33 protein-coding genes, 4 tRNA genes and 1 pseudogene are annotated in these 26,124 nt (G+C 61.7%); 30 read left to right on the top strand and 8 right to left on the bottom strand.

What is annotated here, in order from left to right; all coding sequences use genetic code 11:
* Positions 1-10: 10 nt before the first annotated feature.
* The 8 genes from G3N61_RS07575 to G3N61_RS07540 form a co-directional block, all read right to left on the bottom strand.
* Complete coding sequence (locus G3N61_RS07575) at positions 11-439, bottom strand: hypothetical protein (protein ID WP_205822021.1); 429 nt, start codon at positions 437-439, stop codon at positions 11-13.
* 49 nt (positions 440-488) lie between these two features.
* Complete coding sequence (locus G3N61_RS07570) at positions 489-962, bottom strand: single-stranded DNA-binding protein (RefSeq protein ID WP_205822020.1); 474 nt, start codon at positions 960-962, stop codon at positions 489-491.
* A 49-nt stretch (positions 963-1,011) separates the two neighbouring features.
* A complete protein-coding gene (locus tag G3N61_RS07565; RefSeq protein ID WP_205822019.1) occupies positions 1,012-1,764 on the bottom strand; it encodes a hypothetical protein in 753 nt (250 codons plus the stop codon).
* Positions 1,761-2,390 (bottom strand): hypothetical protein, encoded by a 630-nt coding sequence (locus tag G3N61_RS07560; protein ID WP_205822018.1) that lies wholly within the window; start codon positions 2,388-2,390, stop codon positions 1,761-1,763. Before G3N61_RS07560 ends, G3N61_RS07565 begins: the two co-directional genes overlap by 4 nt.
* Positions 2,366-3,400: a phage recombination protein Bet gene (bet, locus tag G3N61_RS07555; RefSeq protein WP_205822017.1), complete on the bottom strand. Its 1,035-nt coding sequence runs from the start codon at positions 3,398-3,400 to the stop codon at positions 2,366-2,368. Before bet ends, G3N61_RS07560 begins: the two co-directional genes overlap by 25 nt.
* Before the next feature lie 21 nt (positions 3,401-3,421).
* Positions 3,422-3,772, bottom strand: a complete 351-nt coding sequence (locus tag G3N61_RS07550; protein WP_205822016.1) for a hypothetical protein — start codon at positions 3,770-3,772, stop codon at positions 3,422-3,424.
* A 153-nt stretch (positions 3,773-3,925) separates the two neighbouring features.
* On the bottom strand, positions 3,926-4,174 hold the full coding sequence (locus G3N61_RS07545) for a WGR domain-containing protein (protein WP_205822015.1): 249 nt from the start codon (positions 4,172-4,174) through the stop codon (positions 3,926-3,928).
* Positions 4,175-4,218: 44 nt separating this feature from the next.
* Positions 4,219-4,635 carry a hypothetical protein gene (locus G3N61_RS07540; RefSeq protein ID WP_205822014.1) on the bottom strand — a complete coding sequence of 139 codons (417 nt, stop codon included), beginning with the start codon at positions 4,633-4,635 and terminating at the stop codon, positions 4,219-4,221.
* A gap of 143 nt (positions 4,636-4,778) precedes the next feature.
* On the opposite strand from G3N61_RS07540, the gene G3N61_RS07535 reads away from it, so the two are divergent.
* The 30 genes and pseudogenes from G3N61_RS07535 to G3N61_RS07390 form a co-directional block, all read left to right on the top strand.
* Positions 4,779-4,991 (top strand): hypothetical protein, encoded by a 213-nt coding sequence (locus tag G3N61_RS07535; protein WP_205822013.1) that lies wholly within the window; start codon positions 4,779-4,781, stop codon positions 4,989-4,991.
* 37 nt (positions 4,992-5,028) lie between these two features.
* On the top strand, positions 5,029-5,514 hold the full coding sequence (locus tag G3N61_RS07530; protein WP_241017631.1) for a RusA family crossover junction endodeoxyribonuclease: 486 nt from the start codon (positions 5,029-5,031) through the stop codon (positions 5,512-5,514).
* Positions 5,515-5,647: 133 nt separating this feature from the next.
* Positions 5,648-6,562 carry a helix-turn-helix domain-containing protein gene (locus G3N61_RS07525; RefSeq protein ID WP_205822012.1) on the top strand — a complete coding sequence of 305 codons (915 nt, stop codon included), beginning with the start codon at positions 5,648-5,650 and terminating at the stop codon, positions 6,560-6,562.
* Entirely contained in the window at positions 6,549-7,358 is an 810-nt protein-coding gene (locus tag G3N61_RS07520) for an ATP-binding protein (protein WP_205822011.1), read from the top strand. The genes G3N61_RS07525 and G3N61_RS07520 overlap by 14 nt, the downstream gene beginning before the upstream one ends.
* Complete coding sequence (locus G3N61_RS07515; RefSeq protein WP_205822010.1) at positions 7,355-7,741, top strand: hypothetical protein; 387 nt, start codon at positions 7,355-7,357, stop codon at positions 7,739-7,741. Before G3N61_RS07520 ends, G3N61_RS07515 begins: the two co-directional genes overlap by 4 nt.
* A gap of 5 nt (positions 7,742-7,746) precedes the next feature.
* Positions 7,747-8,208 (top strand): DUF1367 family protein, encoded by a 462-nt coding sequence (locus G3N61_RS07510; RefSeq protein WP_205822009.1) that lies wholly within the window; start codon positions 7,747-7,749, stop codon positions 8,206-8,208.
* Complete coding sequence (locus G3N61_RS07505) at positions 8,205-8,720, top strand: hypothetical protein (RefSeq protein ID WP_205822008.1); 516 nt, start codon at positions 8,205-8,207, stop codon at positions 8,718-8,720. Before G3N61_RS07510 ends, G3N61_RS07505 begins: the two co-directional genes overlap by 4 nt.
* A complete protein-coding gene (locus G3N61_RS07500) occupies positions 8,720-9,091 on the top strand; it encodes a hypothetical protein (protein ID WP_205822007.1) in 372 nt (123 codons plus the stop codon). The genes G3N61_RS07505 and G3N61_RS07500 overlap by 1 nt, the downstream gene beginning before the upstream one ends.
* A 75-nt stretch (positions 9,092-9,166) precedes the next feature.
* A complete protein-coding gene (locus G3N61_RS07495) occupies positions 9,167-9,445 on the top strand; it encodes an HU family DNA-binding protein (RefSeq protein WP_205822006.1) in 279 nt (92 codons plus the stop codon).
* Positions 9,445-10,056 carry a hypothetical protein gene (locus G3N61_RS07490; RefSeq protein ID WP_205822005.1) on the top strand — a complete coding sequence of 204 codons (612 nt, stop codon included), beginning with the start codon at positions 9,445-9,447 and terminating at the stop codon, positions 10,054-10,056. Before G3N61_RS07495 ends, G3N61_RS07490 begins: the two co-directional genes overlap by 1 nt.
* A 61-nt stretch (positions 10,057-10,117) precedes the next feature.
* The gene (locus G3N61_RS07485; protein ID WP_205822004.1) at positions 10,118-13,996 is read left to right on the top strand and encodes an ADP-ribosyltransferase; all 3,879 of its coding nucleotides are present in this window, start codon (positions 10,118-10,120) and stop codon (positions 13,994-13,996) included.
* 37 nt (positions 13,997-14,033) lie between these two features.
* Complete coding sequence (locus tag G3N61_RS07480) at positions 14,034-14,453, top strand: hypothetical protein (protein ID WP_205822003.1); 420 nt, start codon at positions 14,034-14,036, stop codon at positions 14,451-14,453.
* Positions 14,454-14,522: 69 nt separating this feature from the next.
* Complete coding sequence (locus G3N61_RS07475) at positions 14,523-14,909, top strand: hypothetical protein (protein ID WP_205822002.1); 387 nt, start codon at positions 14,523-14,525, stop codon at positions 14,907-14,909.
* A 26-nt stretch (positions 14,910-14,935) separates the two neighbouring features.
* A complete protein-coding gene (locus tag G3N61_RS07470) occupies positions 14,936-15,775 on the top strand; it encodes an NUDIX hydrolase (protein WP_205822001.1) in 840 nt (279 codons plus the stop codon).
* A 55-nt stretch (positions 15,776-15,830) separates the two neighbouring features.
* Positions 15,831-17,246: a phage terminase large subunit gene (terL, locus tag G3N61_RS07465; RefSeq protein WP_205822000.1), complete on the top strand. Its 1,416-nt coding sequence runs from the start codon at positions 15,831-15,833 to the stop codon at positions 17,244-17,246.
* 231 nt (positions 17,247-17,477) lie between these two features.
* A complete protein-coding gene (locus tag G3N61_RS07460) occupies positions 17,478-17,708 on the top strand; it encodes a hypothetical protein (RefSeq protein WP_205821999.1) in 231 nt (76 codons plus the stop codon).
* Positions 17,709-18,057: 349 nt separating this feature from the next.
* Positions 18,058-18,480, top strand: a complete 423-nt coding sequence (locus G3N61_RS07455) for a hypothetical protein (RefSeq protein ID WP_205821998.1) — start codon at positions 18,058-18,060, stop codon at positions 18,478-18,480.
* Between the two features lie 115 nt (positions 18,481-18,595).
* A complete protein-coding gene (locus tag G3N61_RS07450) occupies positions 18,596-18,823 on the top strand; it encodes a hypothetical protein (RefSeq protein WP_205821997.1) in 228 nt (75 codons plus the stop codon).
* Between the two features lie 25 nt (positions 18,824-18,848).
* On the top strand, positions 18,849-19,058 hold the full coding sequence (locus G3N61_RS07445; protein WP_205821996.1) for a hypothetical protein: 210 nt from the start codon (positions 18,849-18,851) through the stop codon (positions 19,056-19,058).
* Positions 19,059-19,142: 84 nt separating this feature from the next.
* Positions 19,143-20,993: a phage portal protein gene (locus tag G3N61_RS07440; RefSeq protein WP_205821995.1), complete on the top strand. Its 1,851-nt coding sequence runs from the start codon at positions 19,143-19,145 to the stop codon at positions 20,991-20,993.
* Positions 20,993-21,511 (top strand): hypothetical protein, encoded by a 519-nt coding sequence (locus G3N61_RS07435; RefSeq protein ID WP_205821994.1) that lies wholly within the window; start codon positions 20,993-20,995, stop codon positions 21,509-21,511. Before G3N61_RS07440 ends, G3N61_RS07435 begins: the two co-directional genes overlap by 1 nt.
* Positions 21,508-21,882 (top strand): hypothetical protein, encoded by a 375-nt coding sequence (locus G3N61_RS07430; RefSeq protein ID WP_205821993.1) that lies wholly within the window; start codon positions 21,508-21,510, stop codon positions 21,880-21,882. Before G3N61_RS07435 ends, G3N61_RS07430 begins: the two co-directional genes overlap by 4 nt.
* A 4-nt stretch (positions 21,883-21,886) precedes the next feature.
* Entirely contained in the window at positions 21,887-23,056 is a 1,170-nt protein-coding gene (locus G3N61_RS07425) for a hypothetical protein (protein ID WP_205821992.1), read from the top strand.
* 89 nt (positions 23,057-23,145) lie between these two features.
* The gene (locus G3N61_RS07420; RefSeq protein ID WP_205821991.1) at positions 23,146-23,292 is read left to right on the top strand and encodes a hypothetical protein; all 147 of its coding nucleotides are present in this window, start codon (positions 23,146-23,148) and stop codon (positions 23,290-23,292) included.
* A gap of 1,017 nt (positions 23,293-24,309) precedes the next feature.
* Positions 24,310-24,394: transfer RNA gene (locus tag G3N61_RS07415), tRNA-Ser, on the top strand.
* Between the two features lie 2 nt (positions 24,395-24,396).
* Positions 24,397-24,473: transfer RNA gene (locus tag G3N61_RS07410), tRNA-Pro, on the top strand.
* Between the two features lie 103 nt (positions 24,474-24,576).
* Positions 24,577-24,650, top strand: a tRNA-Gly gene (locus tag G3N61_RS07405).
* An 80-nt stretch (positions 24,651-24,730) separates the two neighbouring features.
* Positions 24,731-24,830 (top strand) — tRNA-Thr (locus tag G3N61_RS07400).
* 442 nt (positions 24,831-25,272) lie between these two features.
* Positions 25,273-25,791, top strand: coding sequence for a hypothetical protein (locus G3N61_RS07395; RefSeq protein WP_205821990.1), 519 nt, complete (start codon positions 25,273-25,275; stop codon positions 25,789-25,791).
* A gap of 69 nt (positions 25,792-25,860) precedes the next feature.
* Positions 25,861-26,124, top strand: a pseudogene (locus G3N61_RS07390) (hypothetical protein); the annotation flags it as partial.

Genomic DNA, 26,124 nt, shown 5'->3' with positions numbered 1-26,124 from the left:
CCGCTCTCCGTTACTGCTTCGCTGCCGCGCGGCGGCTTGCGCGGTTCAGCGGCGTGACAGTGGCGCCGACCTTCTTTGCGGGCGTGCGCTTGACCGCCGGCGTGCTCGGCGCTGCGCCTTCCCTGCTTGCCTGACCTTGCTGCGGAACCTGAACGGGAACCAGGTCGATGAAGAGTCCTTTCGGCGTGTTCTCGATGCGCAGATCTGCACCCTCGAGGTTCGCGCCTTGGCCGGTCACGTCCGCCTTGATGGATTCCTGCGCCTTTGCCGACACTTCGCGCTCGATCTGTGCATACGCGTCGATCGCTTCACCGAACGAGCGTGCGCCGCGCACCAGGATTTGTTGGCACTGCTGGAGCGCCGTCAGAAAGCCGGCCTCGTATGCTGCCTTCGTGGAGTTGATCGGGAAGCGGGTTTTCTTGCTTGCTGCACGTGCCACGGAAGTTCTCCTTCAGATTGGGTGATTAAAAGATACGGACTACTTACGGCTAGAACGGAATGTCGTCGTCATACTGATCGAAGCCTCTGCCTGACGACGGGTGGCTGTTGCCCTGCGATCCCGCCGGCCGGTTGCTTGCTACGCGGCCATTCCCGTGCGGTTGGTGCGGTTCGCCGCCACTCGATCCCCCGCGGACGCCGAGCATCTGCATTTGATCAGCGACGATTTCGGTCGAGTAACGATCCTGGCCGTCCTGGCCCTGCCACTTGCGCGTGCGAATGCGGCCCTCGATGAACACTGACGAGCCTTTCTTCAGGTACTCGGCGACGATTTCAGCGAGCCGGCCGAAGAACGAGACACGGTGCCATTCGGTCACTTCCTTGAAGTCGCCGCTCGCCTTGTCCTTGTAGCGGTCGGTTGTTGCGAGACGGATGCTTGCAACCGCGTCGCCGCTCGGCAGGTAACGGACTTCAGGATCGGCGCCGAGATTGCCGACCAGGATCACTTTGTTGACGGATGCCATACGTCCTCTAAAAATTGCGGCGCAGTGTCAGTGCGCCGCGCGTGTTGAATCAGGTGCGAACGGCGAGGCTCTTCTTCTCGACCGGCTTGACGCCCGGAATCTGCAGGGCGCTCTTCAGCGATCGCGCCAGACCATTCAGCGCGGTCGTGTTGACGGACAGAAGGTTGATGTGCTCCGGATGCTCGGCGACGTGCTTGACGAGCTCGAGCATGTTCGTGACTTCCGCACTCCAGCTGCTGCGCGACGACGTGCCGGTGCCTTTTGTCGGGATGCTCGATTGCACGACGGGCGCAACCATGACTTCGGCCGCGACGGCGAGCGCGGATGCCGTCTCCGCATCGCCGGTCTGCTGAGCGGCCTTTGCCTGCTCTTCGAGCTTGCGGCGCTCGGCTGCGGCCGCCTCGTTGGCCTTGCGCTGGTCCTCGGCGACGCGTGCGGCTTCCGCCCGCTGGAACTGGAGGATCTTCGGTTCGAGGATCGCGCGCGCTTCCTTCAGGCCTTCGATGTGCGGTCGGAACGTGTCGTTGATGAACTTGACCTCATCGTTCAGCGGCTTCACGAACGATGTGCGCAGCTCGTCCATGTCTTTCGTGGCGCCGGCGATTTCCTTCAGGTCATCGTTCGCGAGTGCAAGCACGTCCACGCTGTCGATCGTGTAGCTCTGCGCCATGTCCTTCGCGTCCGACACCTGCTTGGCGAGCTTTTCCTCGTCGGGCAGGTTGACGGTGATGGTCTTGCCGGTGAACGGCTTCGCCTCAACTTGGGTGACTGCCTGCATCTCGTCGCTGTTGATGTTCGTCATTTCTCTTCCACTCCGTTTCGTTGATTCCACGCCATGATCGTTTTCAGTGCCAGGAAGGTCGGCCAGTCGGTCGGTTCCCGGTACTCCTTCAGCTGGTACTTTCCAGTCGGCTTGAGCTGCAGCGCATATCGCTTTTTCGGCATTGGATGCTCGAATGCATCGCCTTCGCATTCGAGCGCGGCTTTATAGGCCGCTGTCTGCACGCCGGTCGCCGGACTTAGCTGTGCAACGCACTTCAAGTCGAGTAGGGCAGGGTCGTCGTAGATGAGCCCCGTCCTGTCGAGCGTGCCGGCGTAGACGTGTGTCGTATGCAGCACACGACGCTCGATCGCATGCGGCACAAAACGCGTATCGACCTTGAACTGCGCGTATGCTTCGATGTACGGAAGCGCTTCTGCGGAGATTCCAGACCAGTCCAGATCGTCCTGATCCAGCAACTCGCACGCGAAGTGCACGGCATGGCCGAGCGCCGCCTTGCGTGCCAAGACCTCTTGCTTGATGAACGAGAAGTCAACAAGGGGCGCGAGGATTGAGGTGACGCCGGGTACCTTTTGCTGGCCAAGCCAGTAGGTGTGCGTCGCCTCATCGAATCGCATCGCGATCATTCCTTGTTCGCCTTGGCCCATGCGATGACCTTGTTCGCAGTCGCCGTCGAGATTCCATCGAACGATTGCAGGCGATGCGCCTTGAGCGCTTCCTCGTCGCTCAGGCCGGCGGCTTTCACCTTTGCCTTCACGGTGTTGATGAGGCCGCTTGACGCGGGAGGGCTCGCGCGACCAGCATCATCGACCGGCTCAGCCGGCGGCGGATTGCTTTGCTTGGTCTGTTGCTGCGCGGCGGCCTCGCCGGTCGATGCACCGGTCTGCTGTGCAGCCGGCGAAATGATTTCGCCTGTCTTGCCGTCCACCACATCGCTCGCAACGTCGGCCGGCTTCTGCTCGGCAGCCGCGCCATCCGACTTGCGCTTGATGCCGTGCGCCGCTTGCTGCTGCCCGGTCTGCTCAGGCTGTTCGGCGGCCCCCATGTCGATCTCGGTGTGGCGGCCTTCCATTTCCTCGGCGGTCGGCTGCGCACCGACGCTCTCGGGGAATGCCTTGCGAAGCGCTTGGGCTTCCACGCACTTGCCGAGTTGTGCGCGCGGTCGTTTGCGCCACATATTGTTCGGAGCGGCCGTGTCCTTGCCGGCGACCGCGTAGTTCTCGATCCAGTATTCCGTGGCCGTGAAGCGCGCGACGGTGCCGTTGGGCATGAGCTTCTCGACCGTCACCTTCGCCCACTCGGGATAGACGACGCGAACGCCGCCCAACTCTTCGGTCATGAGTGGGCCGTATTCGACTTCGGTCATACCCGCGTATGCGCCGGTGCGCGCTGCGTTCGTGCGATACAGGCCAATACCCGGCATGACCGTATCCCGCATGCGTTTCGCGTTCTTGTCCCAAATCGGAACGATGTGAACGGGCTTCATCATCGGGTCGAGATTCGACGCCTTGCAGTAGCCGAGCGCGAGTTTGATGCTGTTGTGCGAAGCGCCGGGGTAGAGGCTTCCTTCGAGCGTCTCGATCAGCTCGTCCTGCGGAATGTTGAAAGCAGCGATCGCGCTCGACTGCGCGAATTGGGTAAGTTCACTTGCGCCCATAGGTAAAGTCTCCGATGCGAGTTAGATGACAGCGCGGATGGCCGCTGCGCGGTGGAACGCCGGGTTGCGCTCGCGATCGGCTCGCGCGCGATGGACGATGAGGTTCAGGAATTGTTCGCGTGCCGGGACGTAGATATCCGGGTTGAAGCTGTGGCGCGGGTTCGGCTGGTAGTCGGGGTGCCCGACCCAATTGGTGCCGAGAATCTCGTACATGCGCTTGTGCGCATCGGTCGGCACGAACGTTGACTTGCTACGGACGAGGGGGCGGTGAAGGGGGTCTGCGTGAACGACCGTAAGGTTCTTCGCACGCTCGCGACGGCTGTATTCAACAGCGCCGCTCAAGACCTCAAAGGGCTTTGCGACAACTTCCATAGCAGTTCTCCTGTTGGCGGGCCGTACCTTGTGTGAGCCCGGTGAACAGGATTATGCTGAACTTTACCTATGAGGGCAAGTTATATTTACCCGTCAGGTTTATTTTACTTTGCGTTGCCGTGCTGGCGTGAGCCGGAGTGCCCTAGGCGGCCATCAGGCTTGGGACACGAGCTGATATCCGTGCGCCTTCCTCACGCGATGAAGGGCGCTCATAAAGACTCGCGCGTCTTCGGGGCTGTTGAGGGGGTGGACTGCCTGGCCGCCGATGTGCCAGTTATCCTCGGATCCCCACGTGGCGATGATCGACCATCCTCCGAAAAGATCGCGCTGAACTGTGGCGGCGTAGCGGCGGCCGTCCTCGCGCTTCCAGCATGCCCAGCACTCTTTGAGAACCCGGCTCATAAAACACTCCGTTCGGAGAACCTCTGGTTGGATGCAGTGGGCCCCTATTTGCTGCCGTCCTCTTCTTCGCGACGCCGGCGTGGCACGGGCGCCCGTGTTGCCGCGCGGTCGGACTCGATCTTTGTGAATTCTGATGCCATCTCGTAGACCAGGCTCTTTATTCGCTCGCGGATGCCTTCGGGAAGGGATGCCATCGCGTACGCGACGCCGATCACGTCTGAGGGAAGTGTCCTCGATTGTTCTTCGCTCCGGTTGTGCGGGGTATCCATCCACCCCTGCGGTAACTCGAGAGCTGTCTCGATACGAGCGGCGAGGTCGTCGCCGATTACCTTGGTGCCGCGTTTGACCTGGCTGTAGTAGCTCGGCTGGATCTGTATGACTCTGCAGAAGTCAGCAATCTTTGGGTAGTCGGCCGCCAAAAGCAGAAAGTTGTCGAGCCGCACCTGCTTAATTCTGATCATTTCCCAGTTCCTTCCTCAATCGGACTTTGCCGCTTTTGTTCTAGTTGCCTTGTTAGGTGCACAAATTCACCTAATCCCCCAACAATACGCATGCACTTGCCTTGAGTGTTGCAAAAATTAACCTTGCAGGTAAAATGCCGCGCATGACCCTATACGAATACTACTTTGTCCACGGCACGGACGGCCTTACCAAGCTGGCCACTGACGCGGGCACCAAACTCTCCTATCTCCGCCAGCTCATCTACGAGACGCGCAAACGCCCGTCAATTGAGATGGCTGCAAAGATCATCGATGCGTCGGGCGGCAAGATCACTCTGCATGGCCTGTGCAACCCTTCAGTGCTTGAGCCGTCCTGAGCCGACGAAGGAAATTATACCTAATGGGTAATCACCCTTGAGCCAAAATTTGACAAATTGGGGACTTGTCAAGGCGTCGGGAGGAGTAGCGATCGTCAAATTCCGGGCGCTGCTTGTGCCGACTCCTAAGGCTCGCGCTCGGGTGACGACGCGCCGGGTGAAGGGAAAAGTCGTCGCTCACGCCTACACCCCAAAGAAAACAATGGATTACGAGCTCTCGGTTCGCACGGCTGCGCTGCGCGCCATGCTCGGAAGGCCGGTTCTCACGGGGCCGGTTTTCGCTCGTATCAACTGCGTGATGCCTGTCCCGGCGTCGTGGCCGAAGGCCAAAAAGGAGCGCGCCTTGTCAGGTCAACTGTGGCCAACAAGTAAACCGGATTTGGACAATCTGAAGAAGGCAGTTTTCGACGCCATGAACGGCGTCGTGTACGTGGATGACAGCCAAGTGGTCGGTGATGCGGGCTGGAAGAGGTACGGCGAACAGCCGCGCGTTGAGGTAACAATTCGGGGGTTTGACCAGTGAGGCAGGCAGGATTCTCAGGGGGCGTGCTCCGTGCAAACGGAGCAAGGTTCTCGACCAAATTCAAGCAACAGCTCGTAGAGCGGATGCGCGGCCGATTTCGGATGGCCGAGCGGGGTGGCGCATGAGTCGCGCAATGCCCGAATGGACGTTCCGGGCGGCGGTTCTCAAATCGCCACCTGAGGCACTGTCGAGCCACGAAAAAATCGTGCTCCTTGTGCTCGCTTCTCACGTCAATGACCTGGGCTCGCCGGCGTGGCCGAGCTTCAACACGATCGCAGAGATGGCGAGCATTTCTCGCTCGTCGGCTATCCGTGCGGTCAAGTCGGTGACGGTGAAGGGCTGGATTGCGGTCACGCGCCGGCGGAAAGCGAACGGAGTCAACAAGAGCAACGTGTATCGGCTCAAAACGCCCGACAACTCGTTCATTTCAGAGCCGGCCGTTGACCCGGTGGACTTCGATGACGGCAGTTCTGATGACTGTATCGACCCGGTGGAAAAAGGTAGTGTCAGCCTGACACCATCGGCCCCGAGTGGTGTCACGCCGGAACTACCGTGGTGTCACGGTGACACTACCGTGGTGTCACATGGACACCCGAATAAACCCAATGAAGTACCAAATGAACTAAACCAAAACCCCGGTACCGGCCGGGTCGCTGGCGCGACGCCTGCCGGCGACGGGAAAAAGAAGTCCGCGCAGGCGAAGGAAGTCGCCCCGAGCACGGCCGCATGGGATGCATTCAGCGCCGCATACACGAAGCGCTATGGCGTCGAGCCGCTGCGCAACGCGAAGGTCAATGCCGCGCTGAAGAAGGTGGTTGAGTCGGTCGGTGCGGATAAGGCGCCACTTCTGGCCGCCCACTACCTGACGATGGGCGGCTTCTACGTGCAGTGCCAGCACGACGTAACCATTCTCGTGCGCGACATTCAGATCGTCTGGAACAACATGCACAAGGCGTCGGCTGCCGGCGCTCAGCGGAAGCCGGCAACGATGGCCGACTATGACGCGATCGACTACAGCAAAGGGGTGAAGGCAGATGGCAGTTTCTAACCACAACGAGGTTCGCCCGGTGGGCGCGCTGCTCGGAAATTTCGGAATCGAATACCGCAACTCCGTCTGCGACAAGCATGGCTCGTATATTGAGATGTCATCGAATTTCGGCGGGGTGCAGCGTTGGGCCGGCTGCCCGAAGTGCATGGAAGAGCGTGACGCGGAACAAGCGGCACAGGATGCGGCCGAGATTCGCCGCAACGCGCGACGCACGAGCCTGATGACCGGTTGGCAGGAGGCCGAGATCCCGAAGCGCTTCGCCAATGCGTCGTTCAAGTCGTACACGGTCGAGTCGCCGGCGCAGCAGACCGCACTCGATGCGTGTGCCGAGTACGCGCAGTCGTGGGAGGCAATCCTTGAGTCGGGCCGGAATCTCATCATGTGCGGCCGGCCGGGGACGGGAAAGACTCATCTGTCCGTCGCAATCGCGCGCGTGGTCGCGCGCAAGGGAGCGCTGCCTTTCTTCGCGCGTACGTACGAGGCGGTGCAGTTCGTGCGCGAGTCGTATCGCCCTGGGTCGAAGCTCTCTGAGCGCGAGTCGATCGCGCGGTTCGTGGAGCCCGATCTGCTGATTCTTGATGAGGTTGGCGTGCAGGGCGGGGGCGACAACGAGCAAATGATCCTGTTCGCAATTCTCAACGGCCGGTACGACGCATGCAAGCCGACGATCGTCATATCGAACGAGCCCCTCGAGGGCATCGAGAGGTATCTGACGCCGCGCGTAGTCGATCGCCTTCGCGAAGGCGGCGGACAGGTGCTGACGTTCGAGTGGCAGTCGTACCGGGGGCGTGCATGAGCGCGAGCGAGCTCGTCACCCTGCGCTTTCAGTCGGGAGGTCAGCTCTCCGGCAATGACGGTCGGACGGTCAGGAAGGGCATCTATTGGGATGACTGGTGCGAAGCTATCTACCAAGGCGCTGCCGCCCGCCTGGAGTTTACGGACGGCAAGTCGCGCGAGGATGCGGAATACGAGGCAGTTGACCATGTGGTTGCACTCGCCTGCGGCCGAGCGCTAAAGCGGGAATTCTCGCGTGCACGGGCCTGTGCGACGGACAGTGAGAAGCGGGCGCTCTACGCTGACTGGAAGTCGGTCTATGGCGACGAGCCGGCGAAGCGCATCGCGGCCGGCTACAGGGACGAAGAAATGCGCGAGCGTGTTTTCGGAGGGGTTGGGCGGTGAGAGCGATGTTTCAGAAGGTGAGGGGAAACCTGCTCGCGCCAGTTGACCCGGCGGCCGAGAAATTTCTTGCGGGCTTGAAGCTCGGTGACGGGGCAAACGTCGAAGTCACGAAGGGGCGAAACGTTCGATTCCACAGGAAATTCTTCGCGCTGCTTCAGCTGGCGTTCGATGTTTGGGATCCGCCGGCGGATCGCACATACAAGGGCGAGCCAATCGGCAAGGAGTTTGAGTCGTTCCGTGAGGACATTCTGATTCTCGCGGGGCACTGCGAAGCGCATTTCGGTATCGGCGGCGCAGTGAGGCTCAAGGCGAAGTCGATCAGTTTCGCAAAGTGTGACGAGTACGATTTCAACGACGTGTACGGGTCGGTGCTCAAAGTGGTGTGGGACAAGATCCTGCGTCACGCGAAGTTCGCCTCAGAACAGGAGGTCGAACAGGTGGTGAACCAACTTCTGGCTTTTGAATGACCGATATCGAATATTTCACCTATCCCGGCGTCGAAGGTCGGTACTTCGAGTGCGTAAAGCTGCGCGCAAGCCTGTCCGTCGATAGCTGCGTCACGCAGTTCAACGGGTCGCAACGCGGGGGCGGCTACCTGGCATGTGCCGGATGCCCGATCGGCGCGAGCCACGCGAACGTCGAGGTCAAGGTGACGGCGATCAAGCGGCGCACGTGCGCGCGCTGCCTGAATCCGGCCACGCGTCTCGTGCGCGATCGCATCTGCGTCAGCTGCTACAACCGGACGCTCGAGACAAAGCGCGGGCGCAACGCGAAGGGTGGGCGCCCGCGCAAGCTCGCGAAGGTGGGTCGCGCAGCTGTCATGTGTGTCTCGCGCGGTCGCGCGACGGTGCACGTGGTCGATGATGTGGCAAGCGGAGTGGAGGCGCTCGTGTCGGTCGCGCGACTCGAATCGACAGTGCTGTCCTTCGCGTGCTCGATTCCGCATCCGGTGTGCGTCATCCCTGAACGGAGTGTTTGATGCAACTCGATTTTTTCGGTGGCGACGTTCCAGACGGCCCGGCCAATCCGCTGCCGAAGCCGGCACGCGTCGATCGGTGGCGGCTGGTGGATCACGCATGCCGTCACTGCTTTGGGCGCTTACTGACTTCCGGATCCGGCAAGACGGCATCGGTGCATTGTGCGCAATGCGGCCGGCACGAGGATGGGCCGGTAGAGAGCCTGTGTGCGTGCGGCGTGCATACGGCCGGCGGCCGGCAAGTGCTCGAGTGCTACCGCAATCCGGAAAGGACGCTCGAGGTGCCGCACGAAGTGCTTGTGCGCGTGCGCGAGCTCGAGGAAGCCGGCGACCCCGCACCAGGCGCGCGAAAAGTTTCCGTGCCCGGTTTTTGATCGCATAGCGGCACCGCGTGAGTCGTGATGCGACATTGTGGATGCGGCGATGGTCGTCGTTTCCACGAAACCGATATGAAAAAAGAGTTTTTCGTCAGAGTGCTTGCCGACCACGCGGGCGTTTCCCACCAGGACGCCGGCAAGGTGCTCGATTCCCTCGCGAGCCTCATCGGCAGCGCGACGAGCGGCAAGGGTGGTCTGCGCGTGCCTGGGATCGGCAGTTTCAAGGTGTCCGAGCGCGCGGCACGCAAGGGCGTCAATCCGCGCACGCTCACGCCGATCGATATTCCCGCGCGGCGCCGCGTGAGCTTCAAGCCGGCAATCGACCTGGCGCGGGCGGCCGGGGCTGAGTAATGGCAAAGCTGACTGACGCCGAATGGGCTCAGGCGCGCGCGGTATGGGAGGCTGACCCGAAGGTCAACTACGTCCATATCGCGACTGAGTTCGGCGTGACGAAGCAGGCGGTCGCGCTGCGCGCGAAGAAGGACGGCTGGCAGAAGCAGGCCGACATGCCGCACATCGTGCGCGAGGCGCATCGCGCGGCAGACGCGAAAAGCAAGCCGCCGACGAAGATCGGGCGCAGGGAAGCCGCTGACGTAGGCGAGAAGGGCGAGAAGCCGAAGGCGGAGCGAACGCCGCCGGCGATGCTGCCCACACCGCAGGATCGCGCCGAAGCCGTCAATCGCGCCGTCGATCATCGTGCCGAGTTGCTCGGCCGTCACCGGGCCGAGTGGGAAGGCGTACGCAAGCTCGTGAACGATGCGATCGATGAAGAGGACTTCGACAAGGCCAAGCTCGGCAAGATCACGAGCGAGGCGACGAAGATCATCCAGGAAGGCGAGCGCAAGGCATGGGGCATCGACCAGGAACAGGGCGACGACAAGGGCAAGACGACCATCGTCATCGAGCGGCGGGACGACAGCGCCGGCCGCCTCGCGCCAAGGGCTGATCCACAACCGTCGTGACAGTACGGTGCCCCTCAGGCAAGTTACCTGAGGGGCATTAGTGACTCCGCGCATTCTTTTCATGCTCGATCCAGGCGCGATCGACATGCTCAAAGCCACGTCCAAGAAAGAGATGTGGATTCCCACGTTCACGAAGCACGACGGCACGACCGTTCAAGGTCATTACGCGCACGTCAACGTTTCGGACGACCACGACGACGCCAAGGTGCTCGGCGGCCAGGGTTCGGCAACGCAGAAGGAGGCGCACAAGAACCTGACCAAGCATCAGTGGTTCAACGAGATGCCGGATCAGCACAAGGTGCCCGTGCTGCTGAAGCACGCGACTGAGCTGCAGGACGCGGCCGGCATCCGCGCGCGCGCCGCGAAGTTCCGGATCGCCATTCTCGGCGGCCAGAAGCCGATCGCATCGCAGACGAAGGCTTTCCTCGCGCTCGACGCGGACAAGCAGGCGAAATTCACGGCTGAGTTCGAAAAGGCCGGCAAGCTCGATGCGTTCAATGAGGCGATCGCCGCGGCCAATGTCTCGCCCGCGCAGGAGGCGCCCGTAGAGACGACGCCAGCACCCGCGCAGGCCGAGGGGCAGCAGGGCGCCCAGGAGGCCGCCAGCGAGCCTGTTGTCGCTCCGGAGCCGACGCTCATACAGCAGGTGGCGCCGCAGTCCGATGAGCTGAAGAAGGTCAAGGTCGAGATTGCCGCGAAGGTCGAAGGCCTGAAGGGTATGGGGCTCGACGCGATGAACGAGCTCGGCGACTCGCTGCCGCCCATCGCAGCAACGTTTCTGTACGGCATTGCTGCGGGGAACGACGACTGGATCCTGGATGGCCAGGCGGCTTGGGAAAGCATGCCGTCCGAGCAAAAGGCCGCTTCGTTGCCGCTTCTCGAGGCGTGCATCAAGGTCAATGCCGAGTTCGACGTGAAGCACGCGGAGAAGCTCGGCGCCGACGATGTTGTGAAGTATGGCCACGCGATCACGATCCTCAATGGGCTCAAAAAGCAGTACGGCGCGTCGGCTGCGCCAGTGAAGCTGCCTGAAGGCTGGAATGGTTCATTGAACGGCCTCGCCACAAACAAGGATCCGATCCACGGCGGCATCGTTGACAAAAATTCCGATGGCTGGTTCGTCATTCCCAACTCGGATGATATCGACGCGATGCACGGGTTCCCGTCGCAGAAGGCCGCGTTCGAGGGGCTGGCTGGTGCGGTAGCGAAGCAGCAGGCCGGACAGAGCGCCGAGCCGGCCGCCGCCGCGACCGACGATGGCCCGAAAGAGGGCGATACGAAGACGGAAAACGGCGTCACGTACGTGCTGAAAAACGGCCGCTGGCACAAGGTCGGCGGCGACCAGACAGCAACGGACGCGATCGGCATGCCGGTGTTCGTCGGCAAGACCGTCGCGTACTACGACAAGGTCGCGGCGAAGGTTAAAGGCCTGTTCGATACGGGCGATTGGGCGGGAATGCAGAGCCTGCTCAAAGAGGACTCGAAAACGTGGAACGGGACAAGCCCGAACAGCAAGCTGCTGATCCAGTACACGAACGACTTGCTCGGCGCGCACGCGGGCCAGCAGGCAGTCGAGCCCGCTGCGCCGGCGCCGGAAGCGGCTGCCGCAGAGCCGGTCGCGCCGGCGCCGAAGGAACCCGCGCCGGATGCGCCTGAGTCGATCGATGGATGGGTGAAAACGGGCGGCCAGAAGGGATCGAATGAGGGGGGTGAATTTACCGATCCAGCTGGCCAGAAGTGGTACTGCAAGTTCCCGGCCTCCGAGTCGCACACGAAAAACGAGCTGCTCGCGGCGAAGCTCTATGAGGCCGCCGGCGTCGAGGTTCCGGCGCTCAAGCTCATCTCGCACAATGGCAAGGTCGGCATCGCATCGAAGATCATCGACGGTGTGGAGAAAGACGCGGCCGCGCTCGCGGCCGGCGCGCCTGGCGTTGCAGATGGCTTTGCAGTCGATGCATGGCTTGCGAATTGGGATGTGGTTGGCACTGGCTTCGACAACATGCAGCTGAAGCCGAGCGGCCACGCCGTGCGCCTCGACGTGGGCGGCTCGCTGCTGTACCGCGCACAGGGGACGCCGAAGGGGGAGAAGTTCGGCGAGCACGTCGGCGAGCTGAAAACGCTCATGGATGGCACGAACGAATATGCCGCGCATGCGTTCGGAAAGCTGATGCCGCAGCAGATCGCCGAGTCGGCGAAGAAGGTCGAGGCCGTCTCGCCAGCGGAGATACAGGATCTCGTTTTCAAGTATGGGCCGGGGAGCGCCGCTGACAAGGCGAGTCTCGCCAACAAGCTCGTCGCGCGCCGATGGGACGTGCTCAAGCAGGTGCAGGGGGCAACGACGCCGCCGGCGCCGGCGGCGGAGGCAGCGCCGGCAAAGCCGAAGGCGCCACGCGTTGTCGCAGCCAGCGCGCCGAGCCCATCAACGCCGCCGGCGGACGCGAATGGTTCGGCAGCTGGATCGTCCGATTGGCCGAGCCTGCCAGCGTTCGAGGGCGACAAGGCGGAGAACTACGCGGCCGTCGCGCAGAAGTTGCTCGAGGCGGCACAGGCACAAGGCAATCTGAAGGGCCTGCACAAATTCATGACGGCCGGCAAGAAGCACGTTTTGTATGTGCCGAGTGAGGGCGCGCCTGGCAAGTACACGCAGGTTGCGACACTCAGGGATCCAGCCAAAACGCCGAATGGAGCGAAGCTGCTCGAGTTCTGGAAAGAGCTGGAAGCGAAGCACGCAGGTTCGCCGAAAAAGAAGGCCTCTCCGAAGGTCGTTGCTGCAACGGTTGCAAAGAAGGGGATCGCCGGGGCGCCAGAGTTGAGCGCGGCCGACCTGGGCATTGCCGCGCTCTCGTCTGACCCGGCCGGCAAGCCGAAGAAGGAGCCAAAGCCGCCCGTGTACGTGATTCCGCACGCGCCGGACTTCGCGAACTGGCATGGCCCTGGCAAGGGCTTGTCATCGAAGGCGAAGCTGAACGAGCAGAACACGCAGCTCGCGAACCAGATCCACGATCTCGCGGAAGGCCAGAAGCAGGACGAGCTGAACAACCTGCACTACCAGCCGATCAACGCGCAGACTGGGGATCCGGAAGGCCCGACGAAGCCCATCAGCGAGCATCCTTCGCAGCACATCAAGGGCTATTGGGCCGACGCGAAGCATGCAATGGTCACGCCCTACAAGGAGTTCCGCAAGGCTGCTGCGGGCGTCCTGACGAGCGTTGGCCATGCGATGATGGCGATGCTCGCGGCGGCTGATGATGTTGCCGAGCTGCTGCAGGCGAAGGCCCGCATCGGGCGCTACGCGGTACTGTCGAAGTTCAAGGACAATCCGCTGGCGGACTGGCAGCCGGCCGAGCTGTCGAAAAAGAATGGTCACGTCAGTGCGCAAGTGCTCTATGACCAGTCGAAGGCAAGTTTCGCGAAGCTCACGAACACGCAACAGAAGGCCGTGAAGGATTACACCGGCCCGCACTATCAGACGATGAACAACCCGGAAACGGGCAAGGGCACGCATGACAAGACGGGGGAGGCGATCGCGGCGATCGAGAACGCGTCGATCCCCCTCGAGCCAGGCACTGTGCTGTCGCGCAAATTCACGCCAAAGGACATGGCCGATCATCCGCTTCTGCTTGCATCGGAGGGCTGTGTGCTGAAGGATTTCGGCATCATCTCGACCAGCCTCAGGCCTGAGGTATGGGGCGGCAACATTCAGCTGAGGATTACCGTCGGCGAGAACGTGAAGGGGCTTTACGTCGCGCCGAACCCTGGCAAGGGCGGCGGCGCCATTTCTTCGCATCCAGGTGAGGATGAGGTCATCCTGCCGTTCGGCACGAAGTTCTACGTGAAGAAGGTGCACAAGACGGACACGCCGATGCACGATCAGCACGGCTCGTGGGGCGCGGGGCATGGTCAGACGATTATCGAGGTCGTCGCGTTGCCGAATATGTGAGCGATATAATCGCGCGAACACCTGAAAGGTAAATTGTATGTTTGAGCAAAATGTGAAGGACGTGAAGAGCGAGAGCTACCTTGGCAATGCCAAGGTAGTCGGTCAGCTCGTACGTCAGTTCGTGCACAACGTGCTGTCAATCGACGCGAGTGCCCTGGTGGGCGAGTGCAACCGGATGGCCGATATCTTTGCTGGCATGAACGCCGCCTATACGTCGATCCCGGACTGGTCGAATCGCGACGGCATTGGCCGGTCAGTCGCAGAGCAGTACGGCGTCGATCCGACGCAATCCACGCACGCAATCTTGCGCGCGGCCTTCGCTGTGATTGCGACGCGACTGTTCGGCATCGTGAAGCAGCACCACAACGATGCCGACGAGGTTTGGCAGCCGCTTGTCGATCAGCTGGTGAGAGATGCGGCGGCCGCGCTCGTCGGCGTGAGTGGCGCCAAAAGGTAAAAAAGAAAATTTACCCAATGGGTAAATCTCGGGGTATAGTGTAGCCACTAACACAAACAAGGAAAAACCATGTGGCTCACTCTGTCCGACGCGTTCCTGTCCATCGTTGCGATTCCTGGCGATGCCGAGCACCTGAAGGTGCGCGCGCGCCGCAAGGGTGATATCGAACGTGTGTTTAAGGACTGCTCGATCAAGGTCGAGCGCACGCCGGGGCGTGACTATCTGTACCGCGCTGTCGTCCCGCGCGCGCTCGTCGGCCTGGTCATCTCCGAGCATGTCATGTCGATCAACTACGACAACTTCAAGAATTCGGTGCGCGATAGCCGGCTGCACGCGGCATGCAATCGTGTGTGGCACGTCATGGCAGATTTGCAGGAGATTCCGCCGTATGCGCGCGACATGCGTGTACCGGCGCGACGCGTGGCGCCGGCGAAGAAGTCCGTCGTGACGCAATAATCGATCAACACAACTGAGGACTCGGCATGCGTCCCATCCTGCTTTTCAAATCGCACATCGACGGCTACGTGAAGAAGGACGGAACGTACGTCAAACCGCACAATGACAAGCGGGTGAAGCTGGTTGCGGCGAAGATCAGGGCGCTGACACCGGGCATTTTCGAGTCACCCAAGTCTTATGTGGCTGCGCCATCTGAGGCGCCTGACGCCTACTGGCATCCGCAGACGGACGACAAGGGCAACCACGTGCGTGTGCGTTACCCTCACAAGGAAAGTGCGCCGGCTGATGTGCGTTTCTCCGATTCACTGGCGACTTTCACGCCAGGTGGAGACGTGCCGGCCGCGCTGAATGGTGTGCCGTTCAAGCCGTGGACGGATACACCAAGGACGCACGAGGAATGGGGTAACGTCCCCGGTCAGGTCGAGATTGAAGAGCCGACGATGGAGCTGCCGAAAGACAAGACGGCGGCGTCCGGCGTCGTGATTGTCGAGCCAGATGGTCGTTGCTGGCTCATGAGCCCGACGAACCGTTTCGGCGGCTACCATCAGACCTTCCCGAAGGGGCAGGCTGAGGCGGGTTTGTCGATGCAGGCGAACGCAATCAAAGAGGCATTCGAGGAAACGGGTCTGAAGGTGCAGATCGTCGGCTTCCTCGGTGACTTCGAGAAAACCACTTCCGTCGCGCGCTACTACATTGCGCGGCGAGTCGGCGGCACGCCGGCTGACATGGGGTGGGAGGCGCAGGCGCTGCGGCTTGTGCCGAAGGACATGCTCTACAAGATGCTGAACATGCCGGCCGATCATTCGATTGCTGAAGCGATCGGCGCCGGCCCGAAACCGAAGGGGCCGCCGAAGTCCCTGTTCTGAGAGAAGCCCGCCTCGAGCGGGCTTTTTGTTGTGGGTCGTGACGCGAACGTGCGTCATGGCTTACACCGTTCAACTACCGATTCTTCACGCCGGACAGCGCCAGCTTCTGCACGAGTCGCGGCGCTACAACACGGCGAGCTGCGGCCGCCGGTTCGGCAAGACGTTTCTGGCTCAAGAGATCCTGCTCGATGGGCCGAATCAGAAGGGCGCGCTCAACGGGTATCCCGTGGCCCTGTATGCGCCGACCTATCAGACGATGCTCGAGAGCTGGCGCACTCTCACGAAAACACTGCGGGACGTCACTGCTCAGAAGTCCGAGCAGAACAAGCGTCTCGACCTGATTACCGGTGGATCCGTCGAATGCTTCTCGCTCGATGATCCAGACACGTCGCGCGGCCGCAAGTTTGCCGTCGCCGTAGTGGATGAGGCCGCAATGATCAAGCGGCTTGAAGAGGCGTGGGAACAGACGATCCAGCCGCTGCTGCTGGACTTCGCCGGCGAAGCGTGGTTCTTCAGCACGCCGAAGGGCGACAACTATTTCAAGAAGCTCTTCGACAAGGGCAATCCGGCGAATCCAAACCGCGATGACGAGTGGATGAGCTGGCAGCTGCCGACTACGACGAACCCGCATATCTCGGCACGTGACGTTGCGAAGATGAAAGAGGGGCTCCCGCGCCTGGTCGCGATGCAGGAGTTCGACGCGCAGTTCGTGAGCTTCGCTGGCACGTTCATCAAGGCCGAGCATATCCACGTCGGGCAGGCGCCGCGCGGCATGCGCCTGTATCAAGGTGTTGATCTGGCGATCAGCATGAAGCAGAACGCCGACTATACGGCGATCGTGACGGTTGGGGTGGATGATCAGGGGCGCGTGTGGATCGTGGATGCTGAGCGCCGCCGCGTCGGTTTCCGGGACGCGCTCGCGTTCATCAAGGAGAAGGCCGCGCGCTACCGGCCTCAGGAAATCGCGATCGAGGCAGTGCAGTACCAGGCGGCGGTTGTCGAAGAGCTCCTGCGCTCGACGGATCTGCCAGTGCGGCAAGTCAGGCCGGACAAGGACAAGTTCACGCGGGCGCAGGGGCTCATTACGCGCTACGAGAACGGGCTCGTATGGCACAACGAGACGCTGCCGGCGTACTTCGTGGAAGAGATGCTCGCGTTCGGCCCGGACTGCGAGCACGACGACCTGCTGGACGCGGCCGTCTACGCATACTCGCTCTGCGGCGAATTCGGTAGGACGCAATTTATCTTGCCGGATCAATCTTCATATGAATCTAAAGTGGAAATTGTCCGGACGATGCACGGCCTGCCGAGTCAGGTCGCGCAGCTCGTGGATGAGGGGGTCGATCAGGCGCGCGGTCGTGCCGGGACGTGCGGCGCGTGCACGGCCTTTGACGGGATACGTTGCATGGAACGCAACCTGCTCGTCAGGGCAGCTGATGCGGCGTGCCCTTTATTCCAGGGCGCGGCGTGACGTGTCAACGGCTTTTGGCGGAATACACCTAAGGGTAAACCCTTGATCTGTAAAAGTCTGAAACACTGGAAACGATTGGTAAGCACCTATAGAATGCAGCCCTCAGGTAAATGTTCTTCTGGGTCGGAAGCACAAAAAGAACCGATCGTTTTATGATGTCGATGTAAGGGGCGCGCGCACGTTGTAAGGTGGGTGCGTGATGTACAGCTAAACTGGGCCGAGCAAAAAAACATGCCGTCGTATAGAACGAAAGAAGCAGAACTGGAAGAAGAAGTGTCGCTCCTGCTGGAAGAGATTCAGGCAATAAAGGACATGCATGTAGCGGAAATTGCTGCAATCAAGGCTGCGACGCGGCGCGAAGTGTTGCGCGAGGTGCGAGAGAAAATGCGTTCGGCGGGAGGCGGGAGCAAGGTATGGGGTCGTGCGCTCCACTTCGTGGACGTTGAGATCATGCAGCATTGACCAGTCCGGAAAACGAGATCGATGAAGGCAATGAGAAAGGCGCTCGAGAGGCGCCTTTTTTTATCAAGAAAGTAAACTAAAAGTTTATCTAGCGGGTTGACTCCCTATTTGTTAGTGGCTACACTTCTTTACATGCCGTGACCCTATGGGGAGCGGAAGCGGAAGGCTCATCATGATCCGGCGGTGTCCGTTTTGAGATGGGTGGAGATGTGGCAATAACATGCGCGCGCGCCGAACATTTGAGTGAAGTTTGCGCGACGCGGGAGTGGAGCGGTACCACGCGACAGCGGGTGATGGGTGGCTCGGCCGGCCGTGACTTGTGAGCGTGACATTTACCTGAGAGAAGAAAATGAAGGCGATTGATTTCTCATCGAAGCATTCTCAAGAACGTCTCGACCTGATCGTGGGCACGCTGGATATGGACGGCCCGATGACGGTTCGCGAGCTGGCCCCGCTCATTGGGGTGTCGGCAGTGACGCTGCGCCCGTATCTGGCTCACCTGGAGGAATGTCGCGTGGTTCACGTCTGCGATCGGCGGTCGAACAACCCGAACAGCGCTTCGCCTGGTCGTCCATCGCCGGTTTTCGCGGTGGGCAAGTCCGGCACGATCACGAACAAGGGGCCGGATGGTTCGTCGGGGTCTGCGGCGCCGCTCGCGCTGGCCGGCGGCCGGCACATTCACACGCAGTTCGATCGCCCGGATTGGACGCCGCCGATCGTGCGACGCGACCCGATGGTTGCTGCCTTCTTCGGTTCGGCATGCGCGCGCTGAAGCTGGTGATGTGGATGCTTCGCGTCCTGGGGACTGCACCGCTTATGGCGTGCTTGTGGCTTTTGGCCAAGGCGTTGCGTGCAGTGTTGCGTCGCATGGGCGAGGGGAGGGCATAATGCAGCGACTTTTCGAGCTGTACAAGCTGGTGATGGTGCCGAGATTTCAAGAGTCGGCGCCGGCGAACGAGCCGAAACCGATGGCCTATCTCGTGCGATGGGCGAATGGGGAGCAGTCACTGAAGTTCCCCGGCTTCTTTCTGCCGGGGATGCGAGCTCGAGCGATCGAGCGTGGAGCGGAAGTGATTGCGCTCGGCCCGATCACGGTTACGGAGAAAAGCGGCTGAACCGATGTGTCTGAAGGGGGTGGGGATGGAGCGAACGAGGGAGCGGCTGAGCGGGGCCGAGCGTGTTGAGAAGCACCGAAAAAAGGTGCTGAGCGAAGGTGGCAGGCGCACAACGGTGACGATTCGGCCAGAGGCAGTGCTCGCAGCCGAAGAGCTGGTGGAGTTGGGATACGCTGGCGATTTGACGAAGGCGATCAACAAGGCGCTCATCGATGCGCGAAAACGACTGGAGTAGTTCCGCCTGAAAGCCCGCCACGTGCGGGCTTTTCTCTATGCGGTCGTGACGCGAAGGTGACTCCATTCAGGAGAAACCTATCGTATGAGCAGAGCCGAAAACGTGGCGTTCGACGCCGACGCGCCCGTTGAAGAGAGAACGGACGCGCTCGCGCAGCTGCAGAAGGCGCACGCACCGTCGTCTCTGTCCGGGCTGCTGCCGAATGATGCCGTGCGAGACGTGATTTCGTACATTCAAGACGGCATGGCAGAAGCCGCGATGAACAAGGCGATCAACCCTGGCATCGTGCCGTTTCCGTCGAATCGCTCGAAGGACAGGGAGCCGGGGATGCAATCGGTCTTTCTCGATGAATGGGCCGTGCAGGTGCAGGGCGAATATTGGGATCGACCAGGCGGCCTCGGCTTCGACTCGCTACGTGCGATGGTGGATCAGACGCCGATCCTCAATGCAGTCATCCTCACGCGCATCCGCCAGGTGCAGCGCTTCTGCCGGGTCGCCGAATCTGGCGTGGACAAGCCGGGTTTCGAGATCCGGCATGTCGATCGTAAGCACAAGCTCACGCCCGAAGAACAGAATTCGATCCAGCTGCTCAACCGCTTCATCACGAATTGCGGATGGGAGTTCAAGCCGCGCCGGCGCAAGGCGCTGCGTCGCGACGCCTTCAGCCAGTTCATGGCGAAGTTTGTGCGCGACTCGCTTACGCTGGACTCCGCGCCGATCGAGCTGGAGTGGAAGCGCGACAAGGCGCTGGGCATCGACGGCTTCTATTCGGTGGATGGCTCGACCATCCGCCTGTGCACCGAACAGGGCTATCAGGGCGATGATGAGGTGTTTGCGCTGCAGGTCGTGCAGGGCCGCATCTCGACGGCCTACACCTTCGATGATTTGATCTATGAGCCACGCAATCCCCGCACTGATGTGACGGCGGCCGGCTATGGTCTGTCGGAGACGGAGCTGCTTATCCGCATCGTGACGGGCTTCCTGAACGCGCTCACGCACAACATCAAGGGCTTCGACTCGAACGCGATTCCGAAGGGCATGCTCCACCTCTCGGGAAACTACACCAACGACGATATCGCCTCGTTCAAGCGCTACTGGAACGCGATGGTGAAGGGCATCAACAATGCCTGGACGCTGCCTGTCATGGTGTCGAAGGATCAGGAGTCGCGCGCGGCCTTCGAGAAATTCGGCGTTGACTTCAACGAGATGTATTTCGCGAAGTGGATGACGTTCCTCACGTCAATCATCTGCGCGGTCTATGGCATGAGTCCGGCCGAAATCAACTTCGATTCGTTCACAGGTGGCAGCACGTCGGCACTCTCGGGCTCGGACACGGATGAAAAGCTCGCGGCGTCGAAGGATTCGGGCCTTCGCCCGCTCATGGCATACGCCGAGAACACGCTGACCGACTACATCATCAGCGACTTCTCCGACAAGTTCGTGTTTCGCTGGACGGGGCTTGATCCGGAAGATGCTGAGCGCCAGTTCGAAGAGAAGAAACTCATCATGTCGGTCGATGAGATGCGCTCTGAGCACAACCTCGGCCAGTATCCAGGCTCCGCGCTCATCGGTGGTGCGCCGCTCAATTCTCAGCTGGTGAGCCTGTATCAGCAGGAGAACGCGCCGCAGCAGCCGCAGCAGCAGGCCGACTTCGGGCAGCCTGGCGCTGGCCCCAAGGGCGCGGATGCGGCGAGCGGCGATGGCGACTTCGGCAAGGATGGATCGGACGACTTCGGCAAGGGGGATGACCCGAATGCGAGCGCGAACGCGGACTTCGGCAAGAACGGCGCCGGAGACTTCGGTAAGGGCGGGAGCGCGCCGGCGGCCGACGCTGCGACGGGCGATGTTCCGGCCGACGACGTAACGCAAGGCGATCGGCAGGGCGAGCTGGACTTCGGCAAGGCGATGCCCACCGTCTACACGCTGGAGGACTGATGGCGCGCGAGATTCCCGTCAAGGCGAGCACGCCGCACAGCGTGGTTGAGGGCGATGACCTGTACTTTAAGCACGCGACGCATGGTGTCGCGACCGGCAAGGTCGTCGCGGTCGGTGCGCACGGCGTGCAGCTCAAGCACGACTCGAGCGCCGAGCCGCTCAAGGTGGTGTGGGAGCACGTGCTCGGTCACAAGGCGCGCGCTCAGCGGCGCTTCGTCGTTGTGGATCGCGGCGAAGATGGGTCGATCGCCGAGGACGAGTCGGGCAAGCGCGTCTATATCGCCGGCAAGCTGTCCGGCGAATCGCAGCCGATGACGAAGTCATTCGAGCCGGCCGGCGCCGCAACGCGTGATGAGCTCGAGGCGGTGCAGCTGGTTGCGCTCGAGGCGGCCCGGATGGTGGCCGAGCAGACCGCGCTGATCCAATCCCTTGTCGTCCAAACGCAGCGCAATGAGGCGCTTCTGCTGGCGCTGCTGGCGAAGTTTGGCATTCAACCTGATACCCCTGGAGCCGTATGAGCAAGATCCTTTTTTTCAAGTCCGTGAAACCCGCGCAGGGCGATGACGAGCTGCACGGCAAGAAGCCGGCCGTGCAGGAGCCGAAAGGGCCGGCTCAGCCGGACAAGCCCGAGGATAAGCCGGCGCAGGAGCCCGCAGCGCCTGCCTCGAAGGATGGCGAGGCGCAAGGCGACGGTGGCGGCCAGAAGGATGGCTTCGGCCCGCATAACGTCGAGCCCGGTCATCACGTTGCGTTTGCCGCCGGCGACTTCAACGGCGCTGGCAAGGTGACGGCATCGGGCGAAGATGGTTGCACCGTGGCCGATAAAACCGGCCGCGAGCATCGCGTGCACTGGCACGAAGTGCAGGGCCATCACGCGGGGGCGGAATAAGCGCATGGCGCTCCTTCTCGACATTGGCCCGGTGGCATGTGACTGCACGAATCACGCGCTCGAACTGTTCTCGAAGGCCTTGAGCGGCGAGAACGGCTCGGACGATGGGATCTGGCAGCCGCACGATTCGCCGTTCATCTCGCACCTGATCGAGTTGTTCACGCAGAAGGGCTTGACGAAGCTGTCGGACGTGCATGCCGAGCTTCAGGCGTGGATCGCTGGTCAGCGTTATCAGAAGGACGCCTGGGGCAAAGCGAGCAAGCCTGCATCGGGCGTTTATCGCGCCTGGACACCGGCCGAGATGGATCTGGTCGAGCTTTACCTGTCGAGTCTCGCGCCGGAGCAATTCGCCCTGGAGGATTGGGGGTTCCTAATCGACTACCTGATCCAGCGGTATCTGCCGCTCGGCGAGCTGCAGAAGGATACCGAGGCGCTCGCCGTGCGCGCGGCGCTCATGGGAAAGGCGCAGTCGATCGTAGAAGCCATCACGCCGACGCAGGCCGCGCATCTGCTCGAGGTGATGCCCGAGTCGGAGGCCCGCGCGAAAGCCGCCATCGACAAGAGCCGCCATTTCGAGGCTGCGATGGAGTACGGGCGTCAGCACGCGGGCGAAAACGTGAAGTACTTCACGGAGAGCGCGCGGCACCGGCTGCGTGCGACCGTGCTCGATCACGTTGCGCTCAAGATGCAGGGTGATCCACACGCGCTGTACGACACGAAGCTGCAGCAGGAGCTGCTCGATGACTTCGGGACGCTCAACCGCGACTGGCGTCGCATTGCCGTGACAGAGGCCGGCGAGATCGCGAACCAGGGGCTCGTCGCTTCGCTTGAGCCTGGCGCGCGCGTCAAGCGCATGGAGGTCTACAACGGCGCCTGCGCGTTCTGCCGAAAGATCGACGGTCTGGTGATGAACGTCGTGAGCGCGAGCGACCCGGACAAGGACGGCTGGCGCGACGTGTGGCCGGGAAAGACGAACATCGGGCGATCGGCAGCGAAACGCAAGCGCATCGGGAATGAGCTGGTCGAGCGCGATCGCAGCGAGACATGGTGGCCAGCGGCCGGCGTGCAGCATCCGCATTGCCGTGGCCAGTGGCACGTCGTGCGCGACACGCCTTCAGCGGGGGATCCGAAATTCTCGGCATGGTTGCGTGCGCACCTTGCCGCCATTGAATAGCCCTGACAGGTAAAAAGTAGTTGTACCTTAAAGGTAAAGTGTTTTATGATTCATTCCATCGACGGCGCAGTACCAAAACGGGGATGAACATGAAGAACGCTGATTTCGGGTTTGACGATCGCAAGGCTCTGTTTGTACGCAAGCCATCGCGCTCTTTCACGCTTGGCGGCCAGTTTTTCGGTGTCATCCTGTTCGGTGCGTCGTTGGGTTTCGTGTTCGCAAACCACATCGGCTGACGCTTAGCCTGCCACAAGCGGGCGGAAGGGGAAGGGCGGCTGCGCCCCCATTCGAGTGAATCTGGCAAGGCAATGGTGTTGCCCGCCTTGCGGAGTCAGGTGAGCTTGAGTAGCTGCCTTTCCCTTTCCCTAGCGGTTGGCCGTGAGGACCGTAGCCGCGGCGGCCCGAAAGGGATAGCGCGGACAGTGCGAGTGGTACGTGTGCTGGAACAAAAACGGCCTCAGCGTAGGGCGGGAGCGAATAGACCTGGCTCCGTGCCTATGCCGAAAGCAGCTAGACCGGTGCAGGTGGGGTCGAGGGCCGAAAGGCCCGCGCACTGATGCCCGAAGGTGCTGGAGTTGCGAGTAGGTTAGCGGACAGCCGAGAAAGAACGGCCGAGTGGCTCACGTAATGAGCCGCATCAAGTGAGCGGCCCGTCGTCGTCGCGCCGACGTAAAACTGGCCGTAGCAATATGTGCATTCGGAGAAGCGCGAGGGTGCCGAAAAACCCCGTTCATGGCCTGCGCGGGACTCGCGGGCATACCTTCGCGTGGGCCGCTCACTTGAGGCTTGAAAGTTGACCGAATGAAGCGCCCGGCATGTTACCCGCTTTGCTGATCCTAGACCGGGTTGGATCAGCCCCGAAACTGCACCGGGTATTGCGCTGAACGACGTACAGCAAGAGGCAGGTTAGCGCTCCGTCCGATTGACTGCCGTAAGCAGTCTCCTGCAAAGCGCATTCGCTGAGTGCTCTTTGCAGGACTGGATGACTACCCTTCAAGACGGTCCTCAAATGTCCACGAAGGGCGAAGTGATTCCTCCGTTATTCGGGATCCGACTGGCCGGCGTAAGCGGCCGCCCGCCAAGGGCATTCGGTGAGTGTCTTTGGCGGGCTATGGTGTTCGCAGGGTCCGTCGAAGTCTTGGGTTTGATCGATGAACGCTGCGGCTACCGCGCACTGGCCACAAAGTGCGCCGACTGACAGCCGTTAGCTGTGAACGGGGGGAGCGATTCCGGGAAAAACGCTCGCCAGTTATGGAAGTGTGGCCGAGTGGTTTAAGGCTCCGGTCTTGAAAACCGGCGACGGGAAACTGTCCGTGAGTTCGAATCTCACCACTTCCGCCCGGAACGTAGCGCAGCCCGGTAGCGCACCTGATTTGGGATCAGGGGGTCGCAGGTTCGAATCCTGTCGTTCCGACCAGTTTCATCAGACAAGCCGCTTTGTGCCCGTTGCAGCCGGTCGAGCCGAGAGCCTCGATTGGGTTGGCGGGGCTCTCCACGAGGCGGCCTCTCTGATGGAATTTGCGGGCATGGCCGAATGGTCAGGCAGCGGCCTTCCAAGCCGTTCACACGAGTTCGATTCTCGTTGCCCGCTCCAGCATAAAACCGGCCGCAAAATCGAGCGGACGCACGAGCCTCGTAACGTGCAGATTGACTGGCTTAAGCAGTCGCCTCACAAGAGCCGTAGCTCAGTCGGGTAGAGCACCCCGTAGAGGGGGAGGCTGGTATTCCAGATAGGCGCCGGCGCCTAGCGCACGTTCAAATCGTGCCGGCTCTTGTGAGGGTGAATCCGCGAAAGTGGACGACAGTGGTCGGCTCTTGCGCTGCGCGCAGGGAAATGCCGGCTGATTGGCAGTGCGAGCCACACCCTCGACTGCTGCAAGACCTTTCGAGATGGAGAAGCGAGGGACTGGTGAAAGAGGCGCGCTGTTGGCGTCAAATAGCCGGTGAAGCGAGGAACCGTAAGAAGTGAGCAGGGCGCTAAAGTCCAAGCTACCGGGACGCGAGCGGGGGAAGGGCCCGCACCTTCACGCATGGCGACTTAGACGGCAGATCCGGGGAAGGGTCATAACCCCCTGGCCGCACCGAGACAGTCCCCCTTGACGGGATAGTCGCCATGACGTGAGGGTAAAGCGGGCGAATGCGGCGCCGAGCCGCATTAACGACGTGGGTTGGGGATTCCCGGCCGCCCTCTACCAACAACCATCGCCGGAGCGCGCATGTCCCGTAAGTTCAAGCTCGGCATCCTTGCCGCAGCCCTGATTGTTCTCACCGTTTTCCTCATCACGTCCTGCGATCGCGGCCAGCAATACGCTGTCGCGCCTCAAGTCGTTCAGCCTGCGCCTGTCATCGCGGCAGCGCCCGTGGTGCAGGCGCCCCCGGTCATCATCCAGCAGTCGCACGACGACGGTTTCTGGCACGGCGTCGCGCTCGGCCACATGCTCAGCAGCGGGCCGACCGTGATCCACCACTACCAGGCGCCGCATCCGGCCTACGTCGCACCGCGCACGACGATCGTGAACCGCACGACGGTCATCAACAAGACCGTGCACCAGGCCGCGCCCGTCTACACGCCCCCCGCGCGATCGCCGGCGCCGATGTATGTCGCGCCGCGCGCCACATCGGTATCGGGTGCCTATTCGCCGCGATCGAGCTATTCGAGCTCGTCCTACAGTTCGTCGTCGCGATCGTACAGCTCATCGTCGTACAGCTCACGCTCATACAGCTCCCGGCGCTGATCCACATTCGCGGGCCTCGCTAAGTCGCCCGCTCCAGATCCATTCACTCATTTCCTGATAGGGGAAAGCATGTCCGAAGTTCAAGGCGGCGCAGCAGCGTCGGAAGCGGTCGATACCGCAGTGCAAGACAAGGCTGACCAGGCTGCCGCACCGGCTGGCGCGGTGACGGAAATTCCGGGCGGCGTCGAAGTCGATCCCGCGTCGATCCCGAAGGCGCCGGCCGACGACTCGGACGGCTCGCACGGTCACGTCGATGGTGACGCTGGCGACGCCGGTTCCGACGCGGCCGGCGTAACCGGTGACGAAGGCGACGCGGGCGATGCAGGCGACGCG

It is taken from the genome of Burkholderia sp. Ac-20349 (genome assembly GCF_017104865.1).
In the GTDB taxonomy this organism is placed as follows: domain Bacteria; phylum Pseudomonadota; class Gammaproteobacteria; order Burkholderiales; family Burkholderiaceae; genus Burkholderia; species Burkholderia aenigmatica.
Note: the sequence above shows the minus strand (reverse complement) of the source record. Positions and strands in the feature narration are given on the sequence as shown.